Source organism: Bifidobacterium bombi DSM 19703 (genome assembly GCF_000737845.1).
GTDB lineage: Bacteria > Actinomycetota > Actinomycetes > Actinomycetales > Bifidobacteriaceae > Bifidobacterium > Bifidobacterium bombi.
The window spans coordinates 383,435-401,241 of record NZ_ATLK01000001.1; the positions used below are offsets into that span (position 1 = coordinate 383,435).

Genomic DNA, 17,807 nt, shown 5'->3' on the forward strand with positions numbered 1-17,807 from the left:
AGGAGGAAGCATGGTAGCGACCGATAAAAAAGTCGCCATGAATGCGGGTCCGGTGGATGTCCGGGGCAATATTGAGGCTCGCAAACATGAATCGATTTTCAGGCGGCTTGCCATTCATTTTAAGCTGTATTGGCAATTATGGGTGTTTGTGATTCCATCCATAGCCTTCGTATTAGTGTTCGCCTATGTTCCTATGTATGGCGTACAGCTTGCGTTCCGTGATTACGACATCACGACCGGCCTTACCGGGGGGAAAGCCGTAGGGTTCAGATATTTCCAGCAGTTTTTCAACGATCCGATGTTCAAGGAGATTTTGACGAATACAGTTAGGATATCGTTGTGGACTCTTGTAATGGGTTTCATTGCGCCCATCGTGCTGGCTTTGCTGATTAATCAGATAGGCAGCTCAAATGTCAAAAGTTTTGTACAGACCATAACATACATGCCGCATTTTATCTCGACGGTGGTCATCGTGTCCATGCTGAACATATTTTTCACTCCCGGCTCTGGTTTGTTGGGACGATTCTTTGGCAAGACAAGCCTTCTTGGCGATCCAAACGCATTCACACCGATTTACTGGATCAGTGAGGTATGGCAACATGTGGGGTGGAACTGCATCATTTATCTTGCTGCCCTTTCAAGTGTTGATGTGGCATTGTATGAAGCCGCGAAAATCGATGGGGCGGGAAGGTTGTCGTTGATTCGTTACGTCGACATTCCCACGATTCTGCCCACTGTGGGAATTTTACTCATCCTGCAGATGGGTTCAGTGCTGGGTGTCGGATTTGAAAAGGTGTGGCTTATGCAGAACACACTTAATATCACCGCTTCCGAAGTTATCTCGACGTATACCTACCGTATCGGTATTCTTGACAACCAATTCTCCTACTCCACGGCCATCGGCCTATTCAATTCCGTAGTGAACTTCTTCTTCCTGATGCTAGCTAACTTCATCTCGAAGAAGGTTTCCGATTCCAGTATTTTTTAAGGAGAGTCGGTATGACTTCAAGTAATCCAAAAAAAAGAAGGGCAAACCGTGTCCCCGGCGCGGCCTGCAGCCGCAGCCATTGGAGATGCGCCATGGAACAAGCACGTCCAGCAAACGAAAACTTTGGGGGATTGGGCTGTGGATGTCATCATTTTCCTAGTGCTGGCGCTTATAGTGGTCTTGGTTCTGTACCCATTGTGGTTTGTCGTAATAGCCTCGTTCTCGAGTCCGACAGCTGTTTCAACCGGGCAGGTTACCCTGCTGCCTAAAGGCGTGAGCCTGGAAGGGTATCGAAAAGTACTGGAAGATCAACGAATCTGGCTTGGTTATCGCAACACCATTGTGTATACGATTCTTGGCACTGCAGTGAATCTGATTGTTACGATACCTTCCGCTTTCGCTCTGTCGCGCAAGGAGTTCAAGCCGCGTCGTGTCATCATGTTCCTATTCACGTTCACCATGTTCTTCTCAGGTGGCATGATTCCTTCTTATCTGCTGATGAAAAGCTTGAATTTGCTCAACAGCATGTGGGTGTTCATCTTGCCTGGGGCATTCAGTGTGTACAACATGATTATTGCCCGCTCTTTCTTTGAGTCTTCGATTCCCGAAGAACTACATGATGCGGCACGTGTCGACGGTGAATCGTATTTCGGTTTCTTTTTCAGAATCGTAATTCCACTTTCAGGGGCAATAATCGCGGTTATCGGATTGTATTACTTTGTTGGTCATTGGAATGATTACTTCACCGGATTAATTTACATCCGAAACCAGAATCAACAGCCGTTGCAGAATGTGCTTCAGATGATTCTCTTGGCCAATCAAGCGAATCAGAGCGGCGGTGCTGCAACATCGATGGCGACCATGACATCACAAAACTTCGCCGATCAGATCAAGTTCGGAATCATTATAGTTTCGACGCTTCCGTTACTTGTGATTTACCCATTCATCCAGAAGTACTTCAATAAAGGCGTCATGATTGGAGCAATCAAAGGATAGCTTGTTTTCGTCGGTTGGCGTAGTTGTCACCGAGTCTTTATCACGTCGAGCGCCGTAAGCGGTCCCAAGGGCAATGGGATGGTATGACGGCGTTCGTTGTGTTTGTGAACCGATATCCGGACCGTTGGGTATCCTCTAGACAAATGGTTGAATTTGCGCCCTGTATGAGGCTGTTCCTCCGTTTGCAAGTATGGGAACGGTTCTTGTGCTGTCTGATCGGCGTATCGTCTTAAACAGAAAGTATGCTCATGGACAAGGCAATCATCACAGTCGTAGGTAAGGACACGGTCGGCATTATAGCCCGGGTCTGCACATACTTGGCCCAGCGACAGGTCAATGTGCTTGATATCTCGCAGACCATAACCGATGGATTCTTCTCCATGATGATGATCGTGGATTGCTCCAGGGATGCGGCGGATTTTGGCTCGTTGGTCGAAGGCCTTGAAACCTTGGGGAACCGGATCGGAGTGAGTGTGCGGTGCCAGCGTGAGGAGATCTTCACGAAGATGCACCGTGTTTGAATTCAGAGTAAGAGATGAACCTTCGGGAAACCGTCATCCGGCTCACCGCCGCAGGTGATGGTGGGCCGGAGGCCCAACCGTGTGTCCTAGCTGTCGTGCATGGGCCGTGACTTGCACGCGCGCGGCCCCGAACCGCGGGAGGACCGGAATCATAAAGGAAGGCACATGATCAACATAACCGAGGTTGGCGAGACCAATCAGATGATTGAGCGGGAGAAGCTTGACGTTCGAACCATCACTATGGGTATTTCCTTGTTGGACTGCGTGGGTGCCAATGTGGATGACACCTGTGAGAAGGTTTATGGGAAGATCGTCGACAAGGCTCATGATTTGGTGTCCACTGGGGACGCCATCAGTCGTGATTACGGTGTGCCTATCGTGAACAAGCGCATCACGGTCACCCCGATTGCGCTGGTGGGGGCGAGCGTATGCCATTCATCCGATGATTTCGTGCGGATAGCCCATGCTTTGGACACGGCGGCCAAAAAGGTGGGTGTTGACCTCATCGGGGGCTACACCGCCTTGGTCAGCAAATCGATGACCGCGGCCGATGAAATGCTGATTCGTTCATTGCCCCGGGCTCTGAGTGAAACCGACATTGTATGTTCGTCGGTGAATGTCGGTTCCACGAAGACGGGCATCGATATGGATGCCGTGGCATTGCTCGGTACCGTCATCAAGGACATCGCCTACGAGACGCGCGGGCACGATAGCGACGGCTGCACCAAATTCGTGGCTTTTTGCAACGCTCCAGATGACAATCCGTTCATGGCCGGTGGCTTTCACGGCGTCACTGAGGGCGATGTGGTCGTCAATGTCGGTGTTTCTGGGCCTGGTGTCGTGTCCCGCGCACTTGATGATACCGAAGGACGGAATTTCGAATATCTTTGCGAGACAATCAAGAGGACGGCGTTTAAAATCACCCGTGTCGGTCAGCTCGTCGCCCAAGAGGCTTCGCGCAGGCTCGGCATACCGTTCGGCATCATCGACCTTTCCCTTGCGCCTACGGCAGCGGCGGGCGATTCCGTGGGCGAGGTGCTGGAGAAAATGGGATTGGATCGGGTCGGTGCACCGGGTACCACGGCCGCTCTTGCCATGCTCAATGACCAGGTCAAGAAAGGCGGAATCATGGCCTCCTCCTATGTGGGCGGTCTTTCGGGGGCGTTCATCCCCGTTTCGGAAGACAAGGCGATGATCGAGGCGGCAGGTCGTGGCTACCTGACGATTGAGAAGCTTGAAGCCATGACCTGCGTCTGCTCCGTTGGCCTTGACATGATCGCGATACCCGGCGACACGTCTTCGGGCACCATCAGCGGGATGATAGCGGATGAAGCCGCCATCGGCATGGTCAATCAAAAGACCACGGCGGTACGCGTCATACCGGTTTACGGCAAGAAGGTGGGGGAGCAGGCCAATTTCGGTGGTCTTATGGGGTATGCACCTATCATTGCGGTCAACCGGACTTCCTGTGATGCGTTTGTCACACGTGGTGGCCGCATACCCGCTCCCATCCACAGCTTCAAAAACTAAATCCCTCACTCGAACGGGTATTTCAGACCCCATTCACCGCGGATACTGTCCATGAGCTCCATGATCCGCAAGGTGTCCGCATGGGGCATTTGTGTGCATTCGGTTTCGCCGTCCAGAACGGCGTTTGCCGCGGCGGCCACTTCATACTCATAACCGGTGAGTTGCCTAGGGACAGCGTAGTGCTTCGCCATATGATGTTCTTTGTCAAAAACGTCAATAGACTCGGGATTGTTGACATTTTGGACGATGAGATAGCCGTCCGTGCCCCATACCGTACCGGTACGGTCCGATACGGCAAGCATGGAGGCGGCGTTCGTTGCCATGACGCCGTCATCGTAATACAACGTGATGGAGTCATGCGCGTCGACGCCCGTTTCGTAGGGGAGCATCGACGTTTCGATGCGGTCTATGTGCCGCTGGGAACGGTCGGACAGCGCCATGTCGACGAAGTTCAATGTATACACACCGACGTCGAGCAGCGCGCCACCCGCTAGGTTCGGATCCGTTATGCGCTTTTTGTAGTGGGTGGGGTAGCCTAGGTTCGCACTGGCCGCCTTCACTTCGCCGATCGCTCCGGATTCGAGGATGTCGTCGATGATGGCGCGTGAGGGCATGTAACGCGGCCAGATGGCCTCAGTGCACAGCAGACCCGAACGCTCGGCTGCCGTGAGCAGCTCCTGCGCCTGACTTGCATTGGCTGTGAACGCCTTCTCCACCAGAATGTTTTTACCGGCCTCGATGCAAGCCAGCCCCTGTTCGGCGTGCAGGCTGTGAGGGGTGGCTATGTAGATCAGATCGACGTCCGGGTCCGCCAGAAGCTCCGCATAGGAACCGTATGAGACCGGCAAACCGTATCGACTTGCGAACTGCGCAGCTCGCCCGGCATCCCTTGCCGCCACGGCATAGAGATTGACTAGTCCACCATACTCGCGTGTGTGGGTCATGGCGTTCAGTGTCTCAGCCATGGCGTTGGCTATGCTCCCTGCCCCGAGAATCGCCACGTTTACTTTCAGACCCTCACTGCGCGCCTGCTCGCGTTTTCCATTCAGTTTGCTCATGGTGCTCCTTCGCTGGAATTCTGGCAATCCACACAAGGATTGCGATGATTATACTCTCCGGTCGATGTCTCATACCGGTTCACGTGCCTGTGGCTCCGATTGTATCGGTTTTCGGCTTCGAAACCATGGTAGCCACAGTGGCATAATTTCGCCGTCCTTGGTGTTGCGCGGTCCTCGCACCGTGTAGAATACAGTATGTTGCCCGGGTAGCTCAGGGGATAGAGCACCGCTCTCCTAAAGCGGGTGTCGTCAGTTCGAATCTGATTCCGGGCACATACCACTGGAACGGAGCCAATGAGGGTGCCTTCCATTGCTACCCTCATTGGCTCCGTTCGTCGTGCCGACTTGTCTGCGGGTCACTCGGCCTTGGGTTTGCCTTTGGCTCCGATGGAAGGCATCTTATGGGCCGTGCCGATGTCTTCGCTTTTCAGACCTATGGCATGCAGGAAGGCGTCATTGACCGAATGACCTGTGCTCATGGCTTCGGACTGATCCCAGTATTCTCCGTTGATGGTGATGGTGGGCGTGGTCATCTCGCCCTTGTTCGCGCCATCGGGATGCTGTACTGCCGGACGCATGGGGGTGTAGATGGCGAGCGCCTGAATCCACTGCTTATAGTCGCCCCTGACGGCTTGGGATGCCACATCCTCGCTCACACCGGCCTTGATTGCCTGGTTCTTTATGGCCTCATCGGAGATGGGCGTATATTCGGGGCCTTCCTTCGGCTGGAAACCTGTGTCGAAGAGGTTCTGTATGAACGCCATCGCGTGTTGCGGATCCTTGTCCGCCACATACGCCACGGCGGACGCGGCGCGTGTCGAGTAATTGTCCGATGACATCGCATCGAGGAAGGCGTTGGGGTGAATCTCCATGTTTATTTGTCCGGATGCGATCATTGTGTTCCATGTCGGTGCCATCTGCCGGTCCAAGGCGCCGCAGCCTGGGCACATGAAGTCCATGTAGACGGCGACGGTCGGAGCGTTCTTGACGGGTTTGTCCAAACCGTTCCTGGAAAGCAGGAAGCCGCCGTTCGAGTCGGAGTGTTCAGGTGCCACCTTAACAGCTCCCACGTTGGTTCTGGCCTGTCTCAGGTTGACCTTGTCCGATGAGGCATTGTCCTTGCCGACGTCACTCTGTGAGTTCTGGGCCGTCTGATTCGCGTTTTGCGACGAGTTGCTCGCAGCGGGGCGGTTAAGCGCCCACACCACGGTCGCGATGCATGCGATGACCGCTATGACAGCCACGCATGCCGATATTCCGATGATGGTGGTCTGCCGCCGTTCCTGCTGCTGTGCCTGCGCGGCTAACTGTTCGGATGTCTCCTTGGCTCTGGCCCTTCCTGAGTCGGAACCTGGGCGCGATGCATCGGCGTTCTTCGCTCCGTTCTTGGCTACGCCGCTCGTTTCCCGTGTGTCATTGTGTTTCGTGTTTTTCATGGCGTTCTTGTTTCTGCGGCGCTGTGATGACATGTATACCATCCTCATATTGGTTGACGAGGGAACCCGAAATGATCTTTCTCATATCTGATTCCGGTCGTGTGGACAAGCGGTTCACACAATCCGGATCCATGAAAAGTCTATGACGCGGGTGCGAAATATGCGCCCGAAGCGATATGACGCCCGATGTCCGTCTGTTTTCTTGTCGTTCTCACAGGACACGCTGACGCTGGCAAGAAAGGCGATGCAGGCTAGTGTCATGAATGTCGCTGAAGATGACTGGAATGAAGTTCGAAAGGAATGTGCGATGACGCAGGTCAGTCAGTTTGAAACCATATGTGCGGACGGAGAAAGATTGAAGCTCGTGTATGGCTGCAGCGAGGCTTCCTATGCCGCGTTCGCTTTGTTGTTCGTAGGTGACGCGTTGCCGAGGTTCGTCCACTGGGGCAGGCCCCTGGCTTATCCGAAGAGTCTGCTCAACGCATACCAGGCTTTGCGCCCACAGCGCGTCTCGGGTGCGTTGGACGAGACCGCTTGGGTCAGCGTGCTTCCCTTGCAGTCCGAGGCATGGACCGGCTCCACAAAATTCAGGGTGGCCAGGGCCGGTCGTGAGCTGTACTGTCGTTTCCATGTCTCGCAGGTGCGGGTCGGCACCCATCTGCGCTTCGGTGGAATCGAGGTTCCGGCGGTCGACGTGTTCGCGAAGGACGACGACCAGGGTGTGGCGTTGACTTGGACATGCGAAATCGACGATGGTGGTTTGGTGCGCCAACGCATGCACGTGCACAACATCGGTGAAGGCGTCCTGACGGTGGGCCGGGTTGAACTGGGTTACCCCGTACCGGCGGATGCCTGTGAGATGATGACCACGACTGGGCATCACCTGCGCGAACGTTCCCCACAGCGCCAGCCGTTGACCATCGGCAGATTCCAGAAGGAGTCCCTCGTCGGTAGGCCCGATTTTGATGCGTCGCTCCTGTTGACATTGGGAACGCCGGGATTCGGCTTCGAGCGGGGAGAAGTGTATTGCACTCATGTAGGTTGGAGTGGGAACAGCGTGCTGTATGGTGAACGCACACCCTACACCCAGGCGATGATTGGCGGCGGCGAATGCCTGTTTGACGGTGAAGTGGTTCTTGACCCGGTCGTAGAGAGCGTGGTGGATTCGACGCCCAGCGATGACCGCATGACCTTGACGGCTGAAACGACATGCTATACCACTCCTTGGGTTTATGGGTCGTACGGCAGCGGATTGGATGAGGCCTCCGCGCGCTTCCATCAGTATGTGCGTTCATGTCACCCGAATTTCGCGAGGAAACCGCGGCCGGTGAACCTCAATACCTGGGAAGCCGTGTACTTCAACCAGAATTTCGAGACATTGGCTGAGCTTGCAGATAAGGCCGCTCAAGTCGGCGTTGAGAGGTTCGTGGTGGATGACGGGTGGTTCGGAGCAAGACGCGACGATACCAAGGCGCTTGGAGACTGGGTTGTTTCCCGACAGGTCTGGCCTGAAGGCAAACGCGGTCTTGCAGCGCTCGCGGATCATGTGCATGCCAGGGGAATGCAGTTTGGACTATGGTTCGAACCGGAGATGATAAGTCCCGATTCCGATGCCGCACGCAAACATCCGGAGTGGGTTCTGCATGCCGATCAGCACCGTCTTCCCATGCAGGGACGCAGCCAGCAGGTCATGGATCTGACCAATCCCGAAGCCTACCGTCATGTTTTCGGGGCCATGGACTCGTTGGTCGAACGTCTCGGCATCGACTACATCAAGTGGGACCACAATAAGTGGGTCACGGAGGCGGTTTCGCTCAATTCAGGCCTCCCGGCGGTGCATCGGCAGACGTTGGCGGTGTACCGGATGTTCAGTGATTTGAAGGCGAGACATCCTGAACTGGAAATCGAAAGCTGCGCCTCGGGTGGTGCCCGCGTTGATTTGGGCATCCTTGAGTTCGCGGACCGCATCTGGGTCTCCGATTGCGTCGATCCGGTGGAACGCACCGACATACAACGCTATACATCATTGCTCGTGCCACCTGAGATGCTGGGTGAGCATGTCGGAGACAGCCCAGCCCACTCCACCGCACGGGCGACAAGTGAGCATATGCGCATGGCGACGGCTTTGTTCGGCTCAATGGGAGTGGAATGGAACCTATTGAAGCAGAACGATGAATCACTTGAGGAGTTGGGGAGCTGGATAGCTGTTTTCAAGGATCGACGGGAGGATTTCCGCACTGGTCGCGTCGTCCACGGTGACGACTGCGATCCGGCAGTCAGACTGGATGGCGTGGTGTCTGTGGGTCAGCGCCGAGCGACATATCGCTTCACCCAGTTGACGACCTCGCAGACCTATCCGGCTGCGCCTGTGCGTCTTCCAGGCTTGGATCGGAAGGCGTTGTACCGTGTTCGCCCTTTGTGCGTCAGTGAAGACCTGCAGGCCGAGGATATCGGAAATGCGCAGTCACCGTGCCTGTGGTGGAATCAGGAAGGCGTGGAGCTTGACGGTGAGGCTTTGGGAAGCTACGGCCTGCGCCTGCCAAGCATCAACCCGGCTCAGGCCGTCGTGTTTGAGGCGGTCAAAGTGGAATAGCAACACCTCTGCCGTGGTGTTTTACTCGTGGTGTCTTGCCTAGTGAACGACGGCGCAGGATGTATCGGGTGGCAACGTATGATGGGGCGGATGGATGTCCGCAATGACATGCGGCGGTCGCCCGGTGTGAGCGTTGGACCGGTTGGCGTTAGGCGTGCATCCATTCATTGCGATTGGTGCAGGTCTACCGAAAGGAACGCCATGGACGGCAAGCAAGAGCGATATCGAATCTCCGACGGTGCGTCGTGCCGTACCATATCCGTCGGGGTTGGGCCTGAGACGGGGGGCGTCAGAATCATAGGCGGTTCCATCTCCTCGCAACTCACGCGTCCGCGAAAGGAATATGCCGTAGTTGAGTTATTCGTCCTTCGGATTGATTCCGGCATCGACGGGGCGTGTGAGGACATCCTGTCAAGTCGGTTGAATGTGGCTCGTGTTCAGAGTGATGGAAGGACGGTATCGATCGATTTCGTGCCATATGAGTTGGCTGATGGTTCGCAGCTTGCCGTCCATTATGAAAGCATCGCTTCGGACGGTGGGACGGGGCACGACGGGACAGGTCTGGAAAGCACCGTCACCTTGTCACTTGATGGCCGACCTACCGATAGGCGTCTAAGGCATTTGTTCATGGATGTGCTTACGGCAGGAAGTGAGGATCTGGTGTTCACGGCACCGCCTACCTTCGATGTGTCCCGCTATGCCGACGGCTACACCGCGGAGCAGATGCAATTGGGTGAACCGGTTTATTTCAAGGGCCTGATCATGGGTAGTCGTTTCCCGGCCAACAAGAACGATGCCGTTGCGTTCGAACAACTGGGTTTGGCTTATGTGCCCGACGGGTTCACGGCAGATGGTGTGGCGGCGAGGTTGGACTATCGGACGGCGATGCCGTTGGAGGATTGCCGCGATAATCCGTGGACATCGTGGAAGAGTGTGGCCGTTGCGTCCTCCGCCACAGACATGGAGGGTCTTCGAGGTGATTTTTGGCGCTACCTGGAAGGGATCGTGGTGCCGCCCGTCCTGAAGCTGCAGTACAACAGCTGGTTCGAGGCTTTCCTTGCCATCGATCGAGGGCGTTTCCTTGGCGCATGCGAGCAGATGGCGCGAATCGGGGAGAAATATGGCATGCCGAAACTCGACACCTATGTGCTGGACGACGGCTGGAACACATACAACGACCAGGAGTTCACAGGCATCCATGAAGCCGACAGTGGCACCGAAGCCAACCGGAGCGGCTTTTGGGAGTTCAACACGAAGTTCCCCGGAGGCATGCCTGCCCTTGGGGAGCGCATGAGTTCCGACGGTCGCAACCTGGGCTTGTGGTTCGGCCCTCAGGGTGGGTATGTCTATGAAGGGACGTTCTCGAAGTTCCTGCGTTCGCGCGGGAATGGTGAAGTCAACGAAGACACGCCGCTCGGTGATGTAATCGACGCCAATGAAGGCCGCTATCTTCGAAAGCTTAAGCCTTGGCTTCTGGGTATGCAGCGGGAGGGACGGCTGGCCTATTGGAAACTCGACGGATTCGCCACGGCGCCTTGCCTCGCCCCGGATCATCAGCACTACTGCGAACCCGACGCATACGTGACTCAGCAATGGGAGCGCTGGATCGACATCTTTGAAGCGATGCGCGAACAGAACCCCGACATCTTCATCAACGCCACCAGTTACGTGCCCTGCTCGCCGTGGATGCTGCAATGGGTGAACTCGATATGGCTTCAGAATTGCGATGACCGTGAACAGCCCGGTGATGCCGCCGGTGAAGCAGTTGATCAGGCGATCACCGGGCGTGACCGCATATATGCTCGCAATACCTTTGAGGGTGGCATCCAGCTGCCGTTGACGCATTACTATAACCATGAACCCATTTACGGGCATGCCGAGGAGACGCCATACAGCGATGCCGGTTTCGCCCGATACTTGCTTGTCAATGCGATGCGGGGCACGACGATATGGGAGTTGCACCTCAGTGCGGACCGTCTGACGGATCCGCAGTGGCGAAGTCTGGCATCCGTGCTGCGTTTCGTTCGTGATCATTTCGCCACGCTTAAGACCAGCAGAATGTTCGTCTGCGCAGATGGAGTGGGTAAGTTTGGCGACGCCCTGCTTCCTAATACGATCAGTGCAAAGGCCATGAACGCCGGCTACGGGTTTTGGTGCGATAACGCTAGGACGGGGGAGTCTCATGAGCGCTTGGTGCTGGTGCGTAACCCAAGCGCCATAACGCTTGAGGTCGCGCTTCCTTCGGGCGTTGCGGGAGCCGAACAACTGGTAGTCGTGTATAACTCAGCCGATCAGGCGGTTGTTGGTTCATTCTTCGAAGCCGGATCGAAGCTCGTGCTTCCGCCGAGTGACTGTGTTCTCTTGGCTAATCATCATATGGAACTGGATTTGTGAACCGTCTGAACTGCTTTTGCCCTGTATGGCTTGTGTTCGCCTGGCAGCGGTGATGGCAGCAAGTTGTACGGCTGGCAGACGCCCTGTTCATTATCCGATGTATTTGGCTATGGCGGTTGCTGCTGCGCTGATGGCCCAGGAGTCCCAAGAGAAATCGGGTATGGCGAAGTCGATGTTCGCCGCCTGCGTGGGCCTGTAGGCGTTCATGCCTTTGCGGATTGATTCGAGGTTGTGGCGGTAGAGCGAAGAGGTCTCGCCTCCGATCAACACCTTGTCGGGCATTGCAAAATTGCACATGATGGCGATAAATATGCCCAACCTGTAGCATGAACGGTCAATTAGTCTGCGGGCCTGTGGTCTGTCGGCGTTTACGTCGTTCATGAACTCCTCGATACTGCATGGTTTGCCTATGATCGTGGCATACTCGGAAACGATGGAATCAGTGGTAAGGCATTGCGAGCACCCGGCGTGGCCCGCATAGCATACCGGACCTTCGGCATCCAGGGGGATATGCCCCACTAATCCGTAGCTTCTGTCAGGCCGGTCCACGGCTTCACCGTTTTCACTAAGAGCATATCCAATGCCTGAACCGATGGTGACTAGGGCGAAACGCGGCACGTTCACGGCGTTGCTAAACCAGTTCTCATGAAGCAGCAGCGCATCAAGGTCATTGCTAAGCAATGTCGGCGTGGAACACGAGTCCTCAATCATCTCAGCGAGCCTCACATCGCCGTCCCATTTAAGGAAGGGCGCGTATGTCACGGTTCTCCCGTCCACGCTGTGACCACCCAGACTGATGCCAATCATGGCAGGGCGAACAGGGCTGCTGGCGGAGCAACGTAAGGCAATGTCGCCGAGTTGTCGTACCACCGATGTGACGTCGGTTCCTTTTAGGGGCTCATTTAGGCATTTGCCCTGCGGGACGCACAATGCATCCGTCACGGTGGCCGTAATGCCAGTGCTGTGAATGTTGATTCCGATGAATGAACGCTGTTGCGCGCACAGTTCCAAAGACGTCTTAGGTCGTCCGCGTCCGATTCGATGCTTCTTTAATGGGGCATTGTCCGAAGGATGGTTCATGTCCACGGTGGGATTCTTCGTGTTCTGGACTTCCCTGATGACGCCCCAATACATCAGGTCGCTGGTGATGCGCGAAAGCGCACCTTGCGTCAACCCCAGCTTCTGTGCCAGTTCGATGCGTGCGATGGGCCCATACTGCGCGATTGCCTTGACCGTCTGGTGTGTCGATGCCGATGCTTCGAACCAATGCCATTGGGAAACATTCGTTTTCATGGGTCCTCCTGATCATACATGAACCATTTCGTTGCGAATTACTTTACTTCAAATATAAAAATACGCTTTTGAGTTGCAATATACAACAGACACACATCAATTGGGAAACTAAAAAACAACTGCGTATGATGAAAACACAATGCTGCGGTGCAGATGCCGTGGCTTGACAGTCAAAGGAGCCTTGGAATGGGTACACGACTTCATTGGAAAGTACCAAGGATGCGGCATGTGTTCAAACCGTTGTTTGCAACTGCATGCGCGTTGTCACTTGGGGTGTCTCTGGCGGGTTGTGGCGGTGCGCATACCAGTCAGGTCACCCTTGATTTCTTCCAGTTCAAATCAGAAGCGGCGGATCAGTTCAAAGCGATGGCCCGTGAATTCGAGGAGCAGAATCCCGACATTCATATCAACATCAACAATTCCGCCAACGCACAGACCGATCTGCGCACCCGTTTCGTGAAGAACCGGGTGCCTGACGTCATCACGTTCAACGGCGACATCAGTTTCGGCATGTTCGCCGCATCCGGAGTGTTCCACGATTTCACAAACGATCCGATAGTGAAGGAGCTGAACCCAGGCATGGTCAAGATCGCAAGGAACCTGGTGCAGACCACGGATCCGGCGAAAAAGCACCTGTATGGTCTTCCTTACGCCGGAAACGCCTCCGGGTACATCTACAACAAGGCATTGTGGCGCAAGGTCGGAGTCGATCCCGAGAATCCGCCGCAGACATGGACGGCCTTCAACGCCATGCTCGACAAGTTCAAGCAGGCGGGAATCAATCCGGTTCAGGCCTCTCTTGCTGATTCATGGACCGCCCAGGCGCCCCTCGCTTCGTTGGCCGGTACGCTTGTGCCGGAGAACAGGTACGAAAAGCTGAAAAAAGGCGAGACAAACTTCAGGGAGCTGTGGACCCGCCCGGCGAAGCAGGAGGTCGAGATGTACTCCCATTCCACCTCCGACAAGGGAGTCACCTATCAGCAAGGCACCCAGGATTTCGCCAACGGGAAGGCGGCGATCATACCGTTGGGTACCTATGCGATTCCTCAGATCACCACGATCAACAAGAACATGGATCTGGGGTTCGCGCAGATGCCAGCCACCGACAACCCCAATGAGCAGATCCTCACCGCTGGCGATGACGTCATGCTCACCATGGGTGCCAAGACCAAGCATCCACAGGAGGCGAGGCGTTTCATCGATTTCCTCATGCAGAAAAAGCAGCTCAACGAATACGCCGACGCGCAGTCGGCCATCACGCCGCTCAAAGAGACCTACTTCGGCAACCCCGCGCTCAAGGGTGTGAACAAGTTCTTCAAGCGCAACAAACTGGCCGACTTCTGCGACCACTACATCCCGGCATCCATCAACATCGGCGGTTACCTGCAGTCGATGGTGACCAGCGGTGACGTGGATGGGTTTACCAACTCCATGCAGACCGAGTGGGATAAGGTCCAAGCACGAACCTTTGAATGAACGAGCGTCAATCGAAACAGTCAGTTAAGGAGATTTTCATGTCTGAATCAAAGTCTGGGCCCGTTGCCGCCGGGTCGAACGCGGCTGTCGACCGGTCCGATGCGTCTGCACCGACGAAAAAGAAGCGTTTCTCGGCTTTTTCGAAGCGCAAGGTCGATGCCACGTATTACTGGATGGCCGTGCCGGCCGTCATCATCTTCGCCGTGTTCCTCTACCTCCCGTTCGTTCGGGGCGTAGGGTATTCGTTTACGAATTCCCAAGGGTACGGCGATTACAAGTGGATCGGTTTCAAGAACTATGAGGCTCTGTTCCACGACAGCAGGGTCGGGCACGCCTACCTGTTCACGATTCTCATCGCGATTCTCATCACAGTGCTCATCAATGTCTTCGCGTTGTTCCTGGCTGTGGCGCTCAACACCCATATAGCGTTCAAGAACGGCTTCCGTGCCATATTCTTCATCCCCTATACTCTGGGTGTGTTGGTCATCGGTTACGTCTTCAAGTACATCTTCATGTCGCCGTTGCCGGCGCTGGGCAAGGCGCTTCACATCGCCTGGCTTTCGGAGTCGTTGCTTACCAGCGAACACTATTCATGGATTCCGATCGTCGTCCTTGCCGTCTGGCAGGGCACGGCCTATTCCATGCTCCTGTACTTGGCGGGTTTGCAGACCATCGACGACGAGCTGTATGAAGCCGCCGCCTTGGATGGGGTCAACGCCTGGCAGAAGTTCTGGAAGATCACCTTCCCGCTGATTGGGCCCTTCTTCACCATCAATCTCGTTCTTTCGCTCAAAAATGCGCTCAACACCTTCGATCAGGTGGTGGCTTTGACCGACGGCGGCCCTGATTCCAAGACGGAGACCGTGACCTACCTTATTTGGAAGGGCGGTCTGACCGGTGGCGAGTACGCCTATCAAACCGCGAACGCCGTGCTGTTCTTTGTGGTGCTGGCGATCATCGCGTTCGTTCAGCTCAAGGTTTCGAGCAGTCGGGAAAAGGTCTGAGAGGAAAAGAAAATGTCTGAAACTACAATGCAAACAACGGATATGGCTATGACACCCTCCACGCAGGCTCCCGCCGTGGCAAGCGCCGAGAGCTCTGGCAGCGGGAAGAAAAAGGTCTACAAGCGTGACCACAACATCAACTGGTGGCTGACGGCCATCATAGCGCTGCTTTCGCTGATTGTGCTGGTTCCGCTGTACTTCACGCTCGTGACGGCTCTCAAGACGCCGGCTACTGCCGGCACCTTCAGCCTGCCGGATTCCTGGAACTGGCACAATTTCGCTGACGCCTCGGTCAAGGTGAACTTCCCCAAGGCGGCGTTGAACTCCGCGATCGTCACGATAGCCGCCGTCATCCTGACGCTGCTGACGAACACCTTCGTCGCCTACGCAGTGGCCCGCAACATGGACAAGCTCTTCTTCCGTTGCGTCTACTACTTCTTCATCGCGGCCATGTTCGTCCCCTTCCCGGTCATCATGCTGCCTTTGGCGAAGCAGATGGGGTCGCTGCACTTGGACAACACCGTCGGCCTGATCATCCTGTACATGGTGCTTGGCTTGGGTACGAACCTGTTCATCGCCACAGGATTCATCCGTTCGATTCCGGTTTCGTTGGAAGAGGCCGCCCGCATAGACGGCGCCAGCACGTGGACCATCTTCTGGAGGATCATTTTCCCCTTGATGGGGCCTATCAACGCTACCATCGCCATCCTGACGGCTCTGTGGGCCTGGAACGATTTCCTGATGCCGCTCATCGTACTGACGGATCAGAGCAACCAGACCATTCCGTTGGCTCAGTACGTGTTCAGCTCGCAGTTCGCCACGAACTACCCGATGGCGTTCGCCAGCTACCTCATGGCCATGGCCCCGATTCTCATCGTCTATGTATTCGCTCAGAAGTGGGTCGTAGGCGGAGTGATGCGTGGCGCGGTGAAGTAGTAAGAATGGCATTGCCTTGCGGCACTGATGGTGTGCGACGGTTTGTTGAACCGTAGGATGACCATGCGTTCCTCTTGCCTTGGTGTTTTGTTCCAAAGAACTACCGCCAAGGCAACGGGGACATGTTGTGTTCGGTGGGGGGAGCAGGATGTTGCTCCATGGGATGGATGAAGGCGGGTGCCGATCCAGTTGCAGTCCGTTCCAGCGTTTCAGCTGTGCCGTCATTGTAAAGTGTGTTTGTCGGCCTGCATCGACGACTGGGAGGTGTGCAATGGTGAATGGCGTGAACGGCGATGACAAGGAAGTGTTGAAGCTGTTGCAGGAGGCGTGTGACCGGGAAGTGGACCGTGAGGAACTGGCCGGTGTGGCACTGCTCGTACAGCAGCACGGTCAGGAACGATGGTATGTGGAGTCCGGAAAACGCTCCATCGAACGGGATGAACCGATGACGCGGGACACCATCTTCAGGCTATACTCGCAGACCAAACCCATAACCGGGGTCGCAACGATGATGCTCCTTGAACGTGGACTCGTGGATTTGGCACAGCCCGTAAGCGATTTTCTTCCCGGATTCAAGAACCAACGGGTCTCCACCGAGTACAAGGGCTTCGACGAAGCTCAGGGTGCCATCGAGAAATCTGGCTTTCCTACGGTGGACGCGAACAATGAGATGACCATCAAGAACCTTTTGACGATGACATCGGGCTTGCCCTATCCGGATCCTACCTGCGATGCCGGCAGATACGCGGCGCAGGTGTTCGCCGAGGTGGACCGCAGACTACACACCGACAATCCCATGGGTACCGTCGAACTTGCGAACAGGCTTGGAGAGGGTCCGTTGCGATTCCAGCCGGGAACACAATGGATGTACGGCACATCCGCCGATGTGCTCGGTGCCGTGGTGGAGGTGGCAAGCGGCATGCGTTTCGGTGATTTCCTTCGTACGCAGATCTTCGAACCCTTGGGTATGAATGATACGGCCTTTTATGTACCTGAGCGCAAGCTGCCGCGTCTGGCTGCGGTCTACGACAATCCCCACGATCCGATGGAGCGTGTCAACGCGGATGCGCCGCTTCACGAGATACGTACTGATCATCTGGGTGTGGAATATGTCCCATTAAACGATCCGGCGTATCAGGCTGGGGGAGCGGGGCTCAAGTCCACGCTCGACGACTATGCGCGCTTCGGGCGGATGCTGCTCAACGACGGCGAGTTCAATGGGGAGAGAATAATGCAACCTGCCACCGCGCGATTCATGCACGAGCCTACTGCCACACCGGAAGGCTATTGGGACAAGGCTCACGGACAGTGCTACAACAATCTGGTACGGGTGGTCGAGCATCCCGGAATGTCGGATATGCTGTGTCACGTAGCGAGTACGGTTGGGACGGCTGGCTGGGCACCTTCTTCAGCAACGACCCGGCGACGGATTCGACGATATTGCTTATGTACCAGATCACCAATGCAGGAACCACGTCGTTCACACGCAAGGTGAGGAACATCGTGGTCTCGCATCTGCTTGTCGATTGATGAGAGGTTTGGCTCGATGACAGGTGGCGTGGCCGCCCGGGTGTAGTGCATG

General features: G+C 55.6%; 13 protein-coding genes and 1 tRNA gene. 11 read left to right on the forward strand and 3 right to left on the reverse strand.

Going from position 1 to position 17,807, the window contains the following annotated elements:
• The first annotated feature begins 37 nt into the window (after nucleotides 1–37).
• The 4 genes from BBOMB_RS01440 to BBOMB_RS01455 all read left to right on the forward strand — a co-directional run bounded on the left by BBOMB_RS01440 (nucleotide 38) and on the right by BBOMB_RS01455 (nucleotide 4,035).
• A complete protein-coding gene (locus BBOMB_RS01440; RefSeq protein WP_193786679.1) occupies nucleotides 38–988 on the forward strand; it encodes an ABC transporter permease in 951 nt (316 codons plus the stop codon).
• Between the two features lie 24 nt (nucleotides 989–1,012).
• Entirely contained in the window at nucleotides 1,013–1,984 is a 972-nt protein-coding gene (locus BBOMB_RS01445; protein ID WP_414133061.1) for a carbohydrate ABC transporter permease, read from the forward strand.
• A gap of 248 nt (nucleotides 1,985–2,232) precedes the next feature.
• A complete protein-coding gene (locus BBOMB_RS01450; protein WP_044086497.1) occupies nucleotides 2,233–2,505 on the forward strand; it encodes an ACT domain-containing protein in 273 nt (90 codons plus the stop codon).
• 165 nt (nucleotides 2,506–2,670) lie between these two features.
• Nucleotides 2,671–4,035, forward strand: coding sequence for a PFL family protein (locus tag BBOMB_RS01455; protein ID WP_044086498.1), 1,365 nt, complete (start codon nucleotides 2,671–2,673; stop codon nucleotides 4,033–4,035).
• Nucleotides 4,036–4,040: 5 nt separating this feature from the next.
• On the opposite strand, the gene BBOMB_RS01460 is transcribed toward BBOMB_RS01455, so the two are convergent.
• A complete protein-coding gene (locus BBOMB_RS01460) occupies nucleotides 4,041–5,093 on the reverse strand; it encodes a Gfo/Idh/MocA family protein (RefSeq protein ID WP_044086500.1) in 1,053 nt (350 codons plus the stop codon).
• A 200-nt stretch (nucleotides 5,094–5,293) separates the two neighbouring features.
• Between BBOMB_RS01460 and BBOMB_RS01465 the strand changes: the two genes are divergently transcribed.
• Nucleotides 5,294–5,366 (forward strand) — tRNA-Arg (locus tag BBOMB_RS01465).
• Between the two features lie 83 nt (nucleotides 5,367–5,449).
• Here the strand turns inward: BBOMB_RS01465 and BBOMB_RS01470 are convergent.
• Nucleotides 5,450–6,562 carry a DsbA family protein gene (locus tag BBOMB_RS01470; protein ID WP_161787681.1) on the reverse strand — a complete coding sequence of 371 codons (1,113 nt, stop codon included), beginning with the start codon at nucleotides 6,560–6,562 and terminating at the stop codon, nucleotides 5,450–5,452.
• Between the two features lie 274 nt (nucleotides 6,563–6,836).
• Between BBOMB_RS01470 and BBOMB_RS01475 the strand changes: the two genes are divergently transcribed.
• Nucleotides 6,837–9,122: an alpha-galactosidase gene (locus BBOMB_RS01475; protein ID WP_044086863.1), complete on the forward strand. Its 2,286-nt coding sequence runs from the start codon at nucleotides 6,837–6,839 to the stop codon at nucleotides 9,120–9,122.
• 201 nt (nucleotides 9,123–9,323) lie between these two features.
• Nucleotides 9,324–11,516, forward strand: coding sequence for an alpha-galactosidase (locus BBOMB_RS01480; RefSeq protein ID WP_044086502.1), 2,193 nt, complete (start codon nucleotides 9,324–9,326; stop codon nucleotides 11,514–11,516).
• A gap of 90 nt (nucleotides 11,517–11,606) precedes the next feature.
• On the opposite strand, the gene BBOMB_RS01485 is transcribed toward BBOMB_RS01480, so the two are convergent.
• Nucleotides 11,607–12,809, reverse strand: a complete 1,203-nt coding sequence (locus tag BBOMB_RS01485) for an ROK family protein (protein WP_044086503.1) — start codon at nucleotides 12,807–12,809, stop codon at nucleotides 11,607–11,609.
• A 186-nt stretch (nucleotides 12,810–12,995) separates the two neighbouring features.
• On the opposite strand from BBOMB_RS01485, the gene BBOMB_RS01490 reads away from it, so the two are divergent.
• The 4 genes from BBOMB_RS01490 to BBOMB_RS01505 all read left to right on the forward strand — a co-directional run bounded on the left by BBOMB_RS01490 (nucleotide 12,996) and on the right by BBOMB_RS01505 (nucleotide 17,720).
• Nucleotides 12,996–14,285 (forward strand): ABC transporter substrate-binding protein, encoded by a 1,290-nt coding sequence (locus BBOMB_RS01490; RefSeq protein WP_044086505.1) that lies wholly within the window; start codon nucleotides 12,996–12,998, stop codon nucleotides 14,283–14,285.
• Nucleotides 14,286–14,323: 38 nt separating this feature from the next.
• Nucleotides 14,324–15,289, forward strand: a complete 966-nt coding sequence (locus BBOMB_RS01495) for a carbohydrate ABC transporter permease (RefSeq protein WP_044086507.1) — start codon at nucleotides 14,324–14,326, stop codon at nucleotides 15,287–15,289.
• 48 nt (nucleotides 15,290–15,337) lie between these two features.
• Nucleotides 15,338–16,225 carry a carbohydrate ABC transporter permease gene (locus BBOMB_RS01500; protein ID WP_044086864.1) on the forward strand — a complete coding sequence of 296 codons (888 nt, stop codon included), beginning with the start codon at nucleotides 15,338–15,340 and terminating at the stop codon, nucleotides 16,223–16,225.
• A gap of 271 nt (nucleotides 16,226–16,496) precedes the next feature.
• Entirely contained in the window at nucleotides 16,497–17,720 is a 1,224-nt protein-coding gene (locus BBOMB_RS01505) for a serine hydrolase domain-containing protein (RefSeq protein ID WP_052377331.1), read from the forward strand.
• Nucleotides 17,721–17,807: the final 87 nt, after the last annotated feature.

Excerpts from the sequence above, each read along its gene's own strand:
- BBOMB_RS01440 (WP_193786679.1), top strand. The coding sequence starts at position 38 with ATGAATGCGGGTCCGGTGGATGTCCGGGGCAATATTGAGGCTCGCAAA.
- BBOMB_RS01450 (WP_044086497.1), top strand. The coding sequence starts at position 2,233 with ATGGACAAGGCAATCATCACAGTCGTAGGTAAGGACACGGTCGGCATT.
- BBOMB_RS01455 (WP_044086498.1), top strand. The coding sequence starts at position 2,671 with ATGATCAACATAACCGAGGTTGGCGAGACCAATCAGATGATTGAGCGG.
- BBOMB_RS01460 (WP_044086500.1), bottom strand. The coding sequence starts at position 5,093 with ATGAGCAAACTGAATGGAAAACGCGAGCAGGCGCGCAGTGAGGGTCTG.
- BBOMB_RS01470 (WP_161787681.1), bottom strand. The coding sequence starts at position 6,562 with ATGTCATCACAGCGCCGCAGAAACAAGAACGCCATGAAAAACACGAAA.
- BBOMB_RS01475 (WP_044086863.1), top strand. The coding sequence starts at position 6,837 with ATGACGCAGGTCAGTCAGTTTGAAACCATATGTGCGGACGGAGAAAGA.
- BBOMB_RS01480 (WP_044086502.1), top strand. The coding sequence starts at position 9,324 with ATGGACGGCAAGCAAGAGCGATATCGAATCTCCGACGGTGCGTCGTGC.
- BBOMB_RS01485 (WP_044086503.1), bottom strand. The coding sequence starts at position 12,809 with ATGAAAACGAATGTTTCCCAATGGCATTGGTTCGAAGCATCGGCATCG.
- BBOMB_RS01490 (WP_044086505.1), top strand. The coding sequence starts at position 12,996 with ATGGGTACACGACTTCATTGGAAAGTACCAAGGATGCGGCATGTGTTC.
- BBOMB_RS01495 (WP_044086507.1), top strand. The coding sequence starts at position 14,324 with ATGTCTGAATCAAAGTCTGGGCCCGTTGCCGCCGGGTCGAACGCGGCT.
- BBOMB_RS01500 (WP_044086864.1), top strand. The coding sequence starts at position 15,338 with ATGACACCCTCCACGCAGGCTCCCGCCGTGGCAAGCGCCGAGAGCTCT.
- BBOMB_RS01505 (WP_052377331.1), top strand. The coding sequence starts at position 16,497 with ATGGTGAATGGCGTGAACGGCGATGACAAGGAAGTGTTGAAGCTGTTG.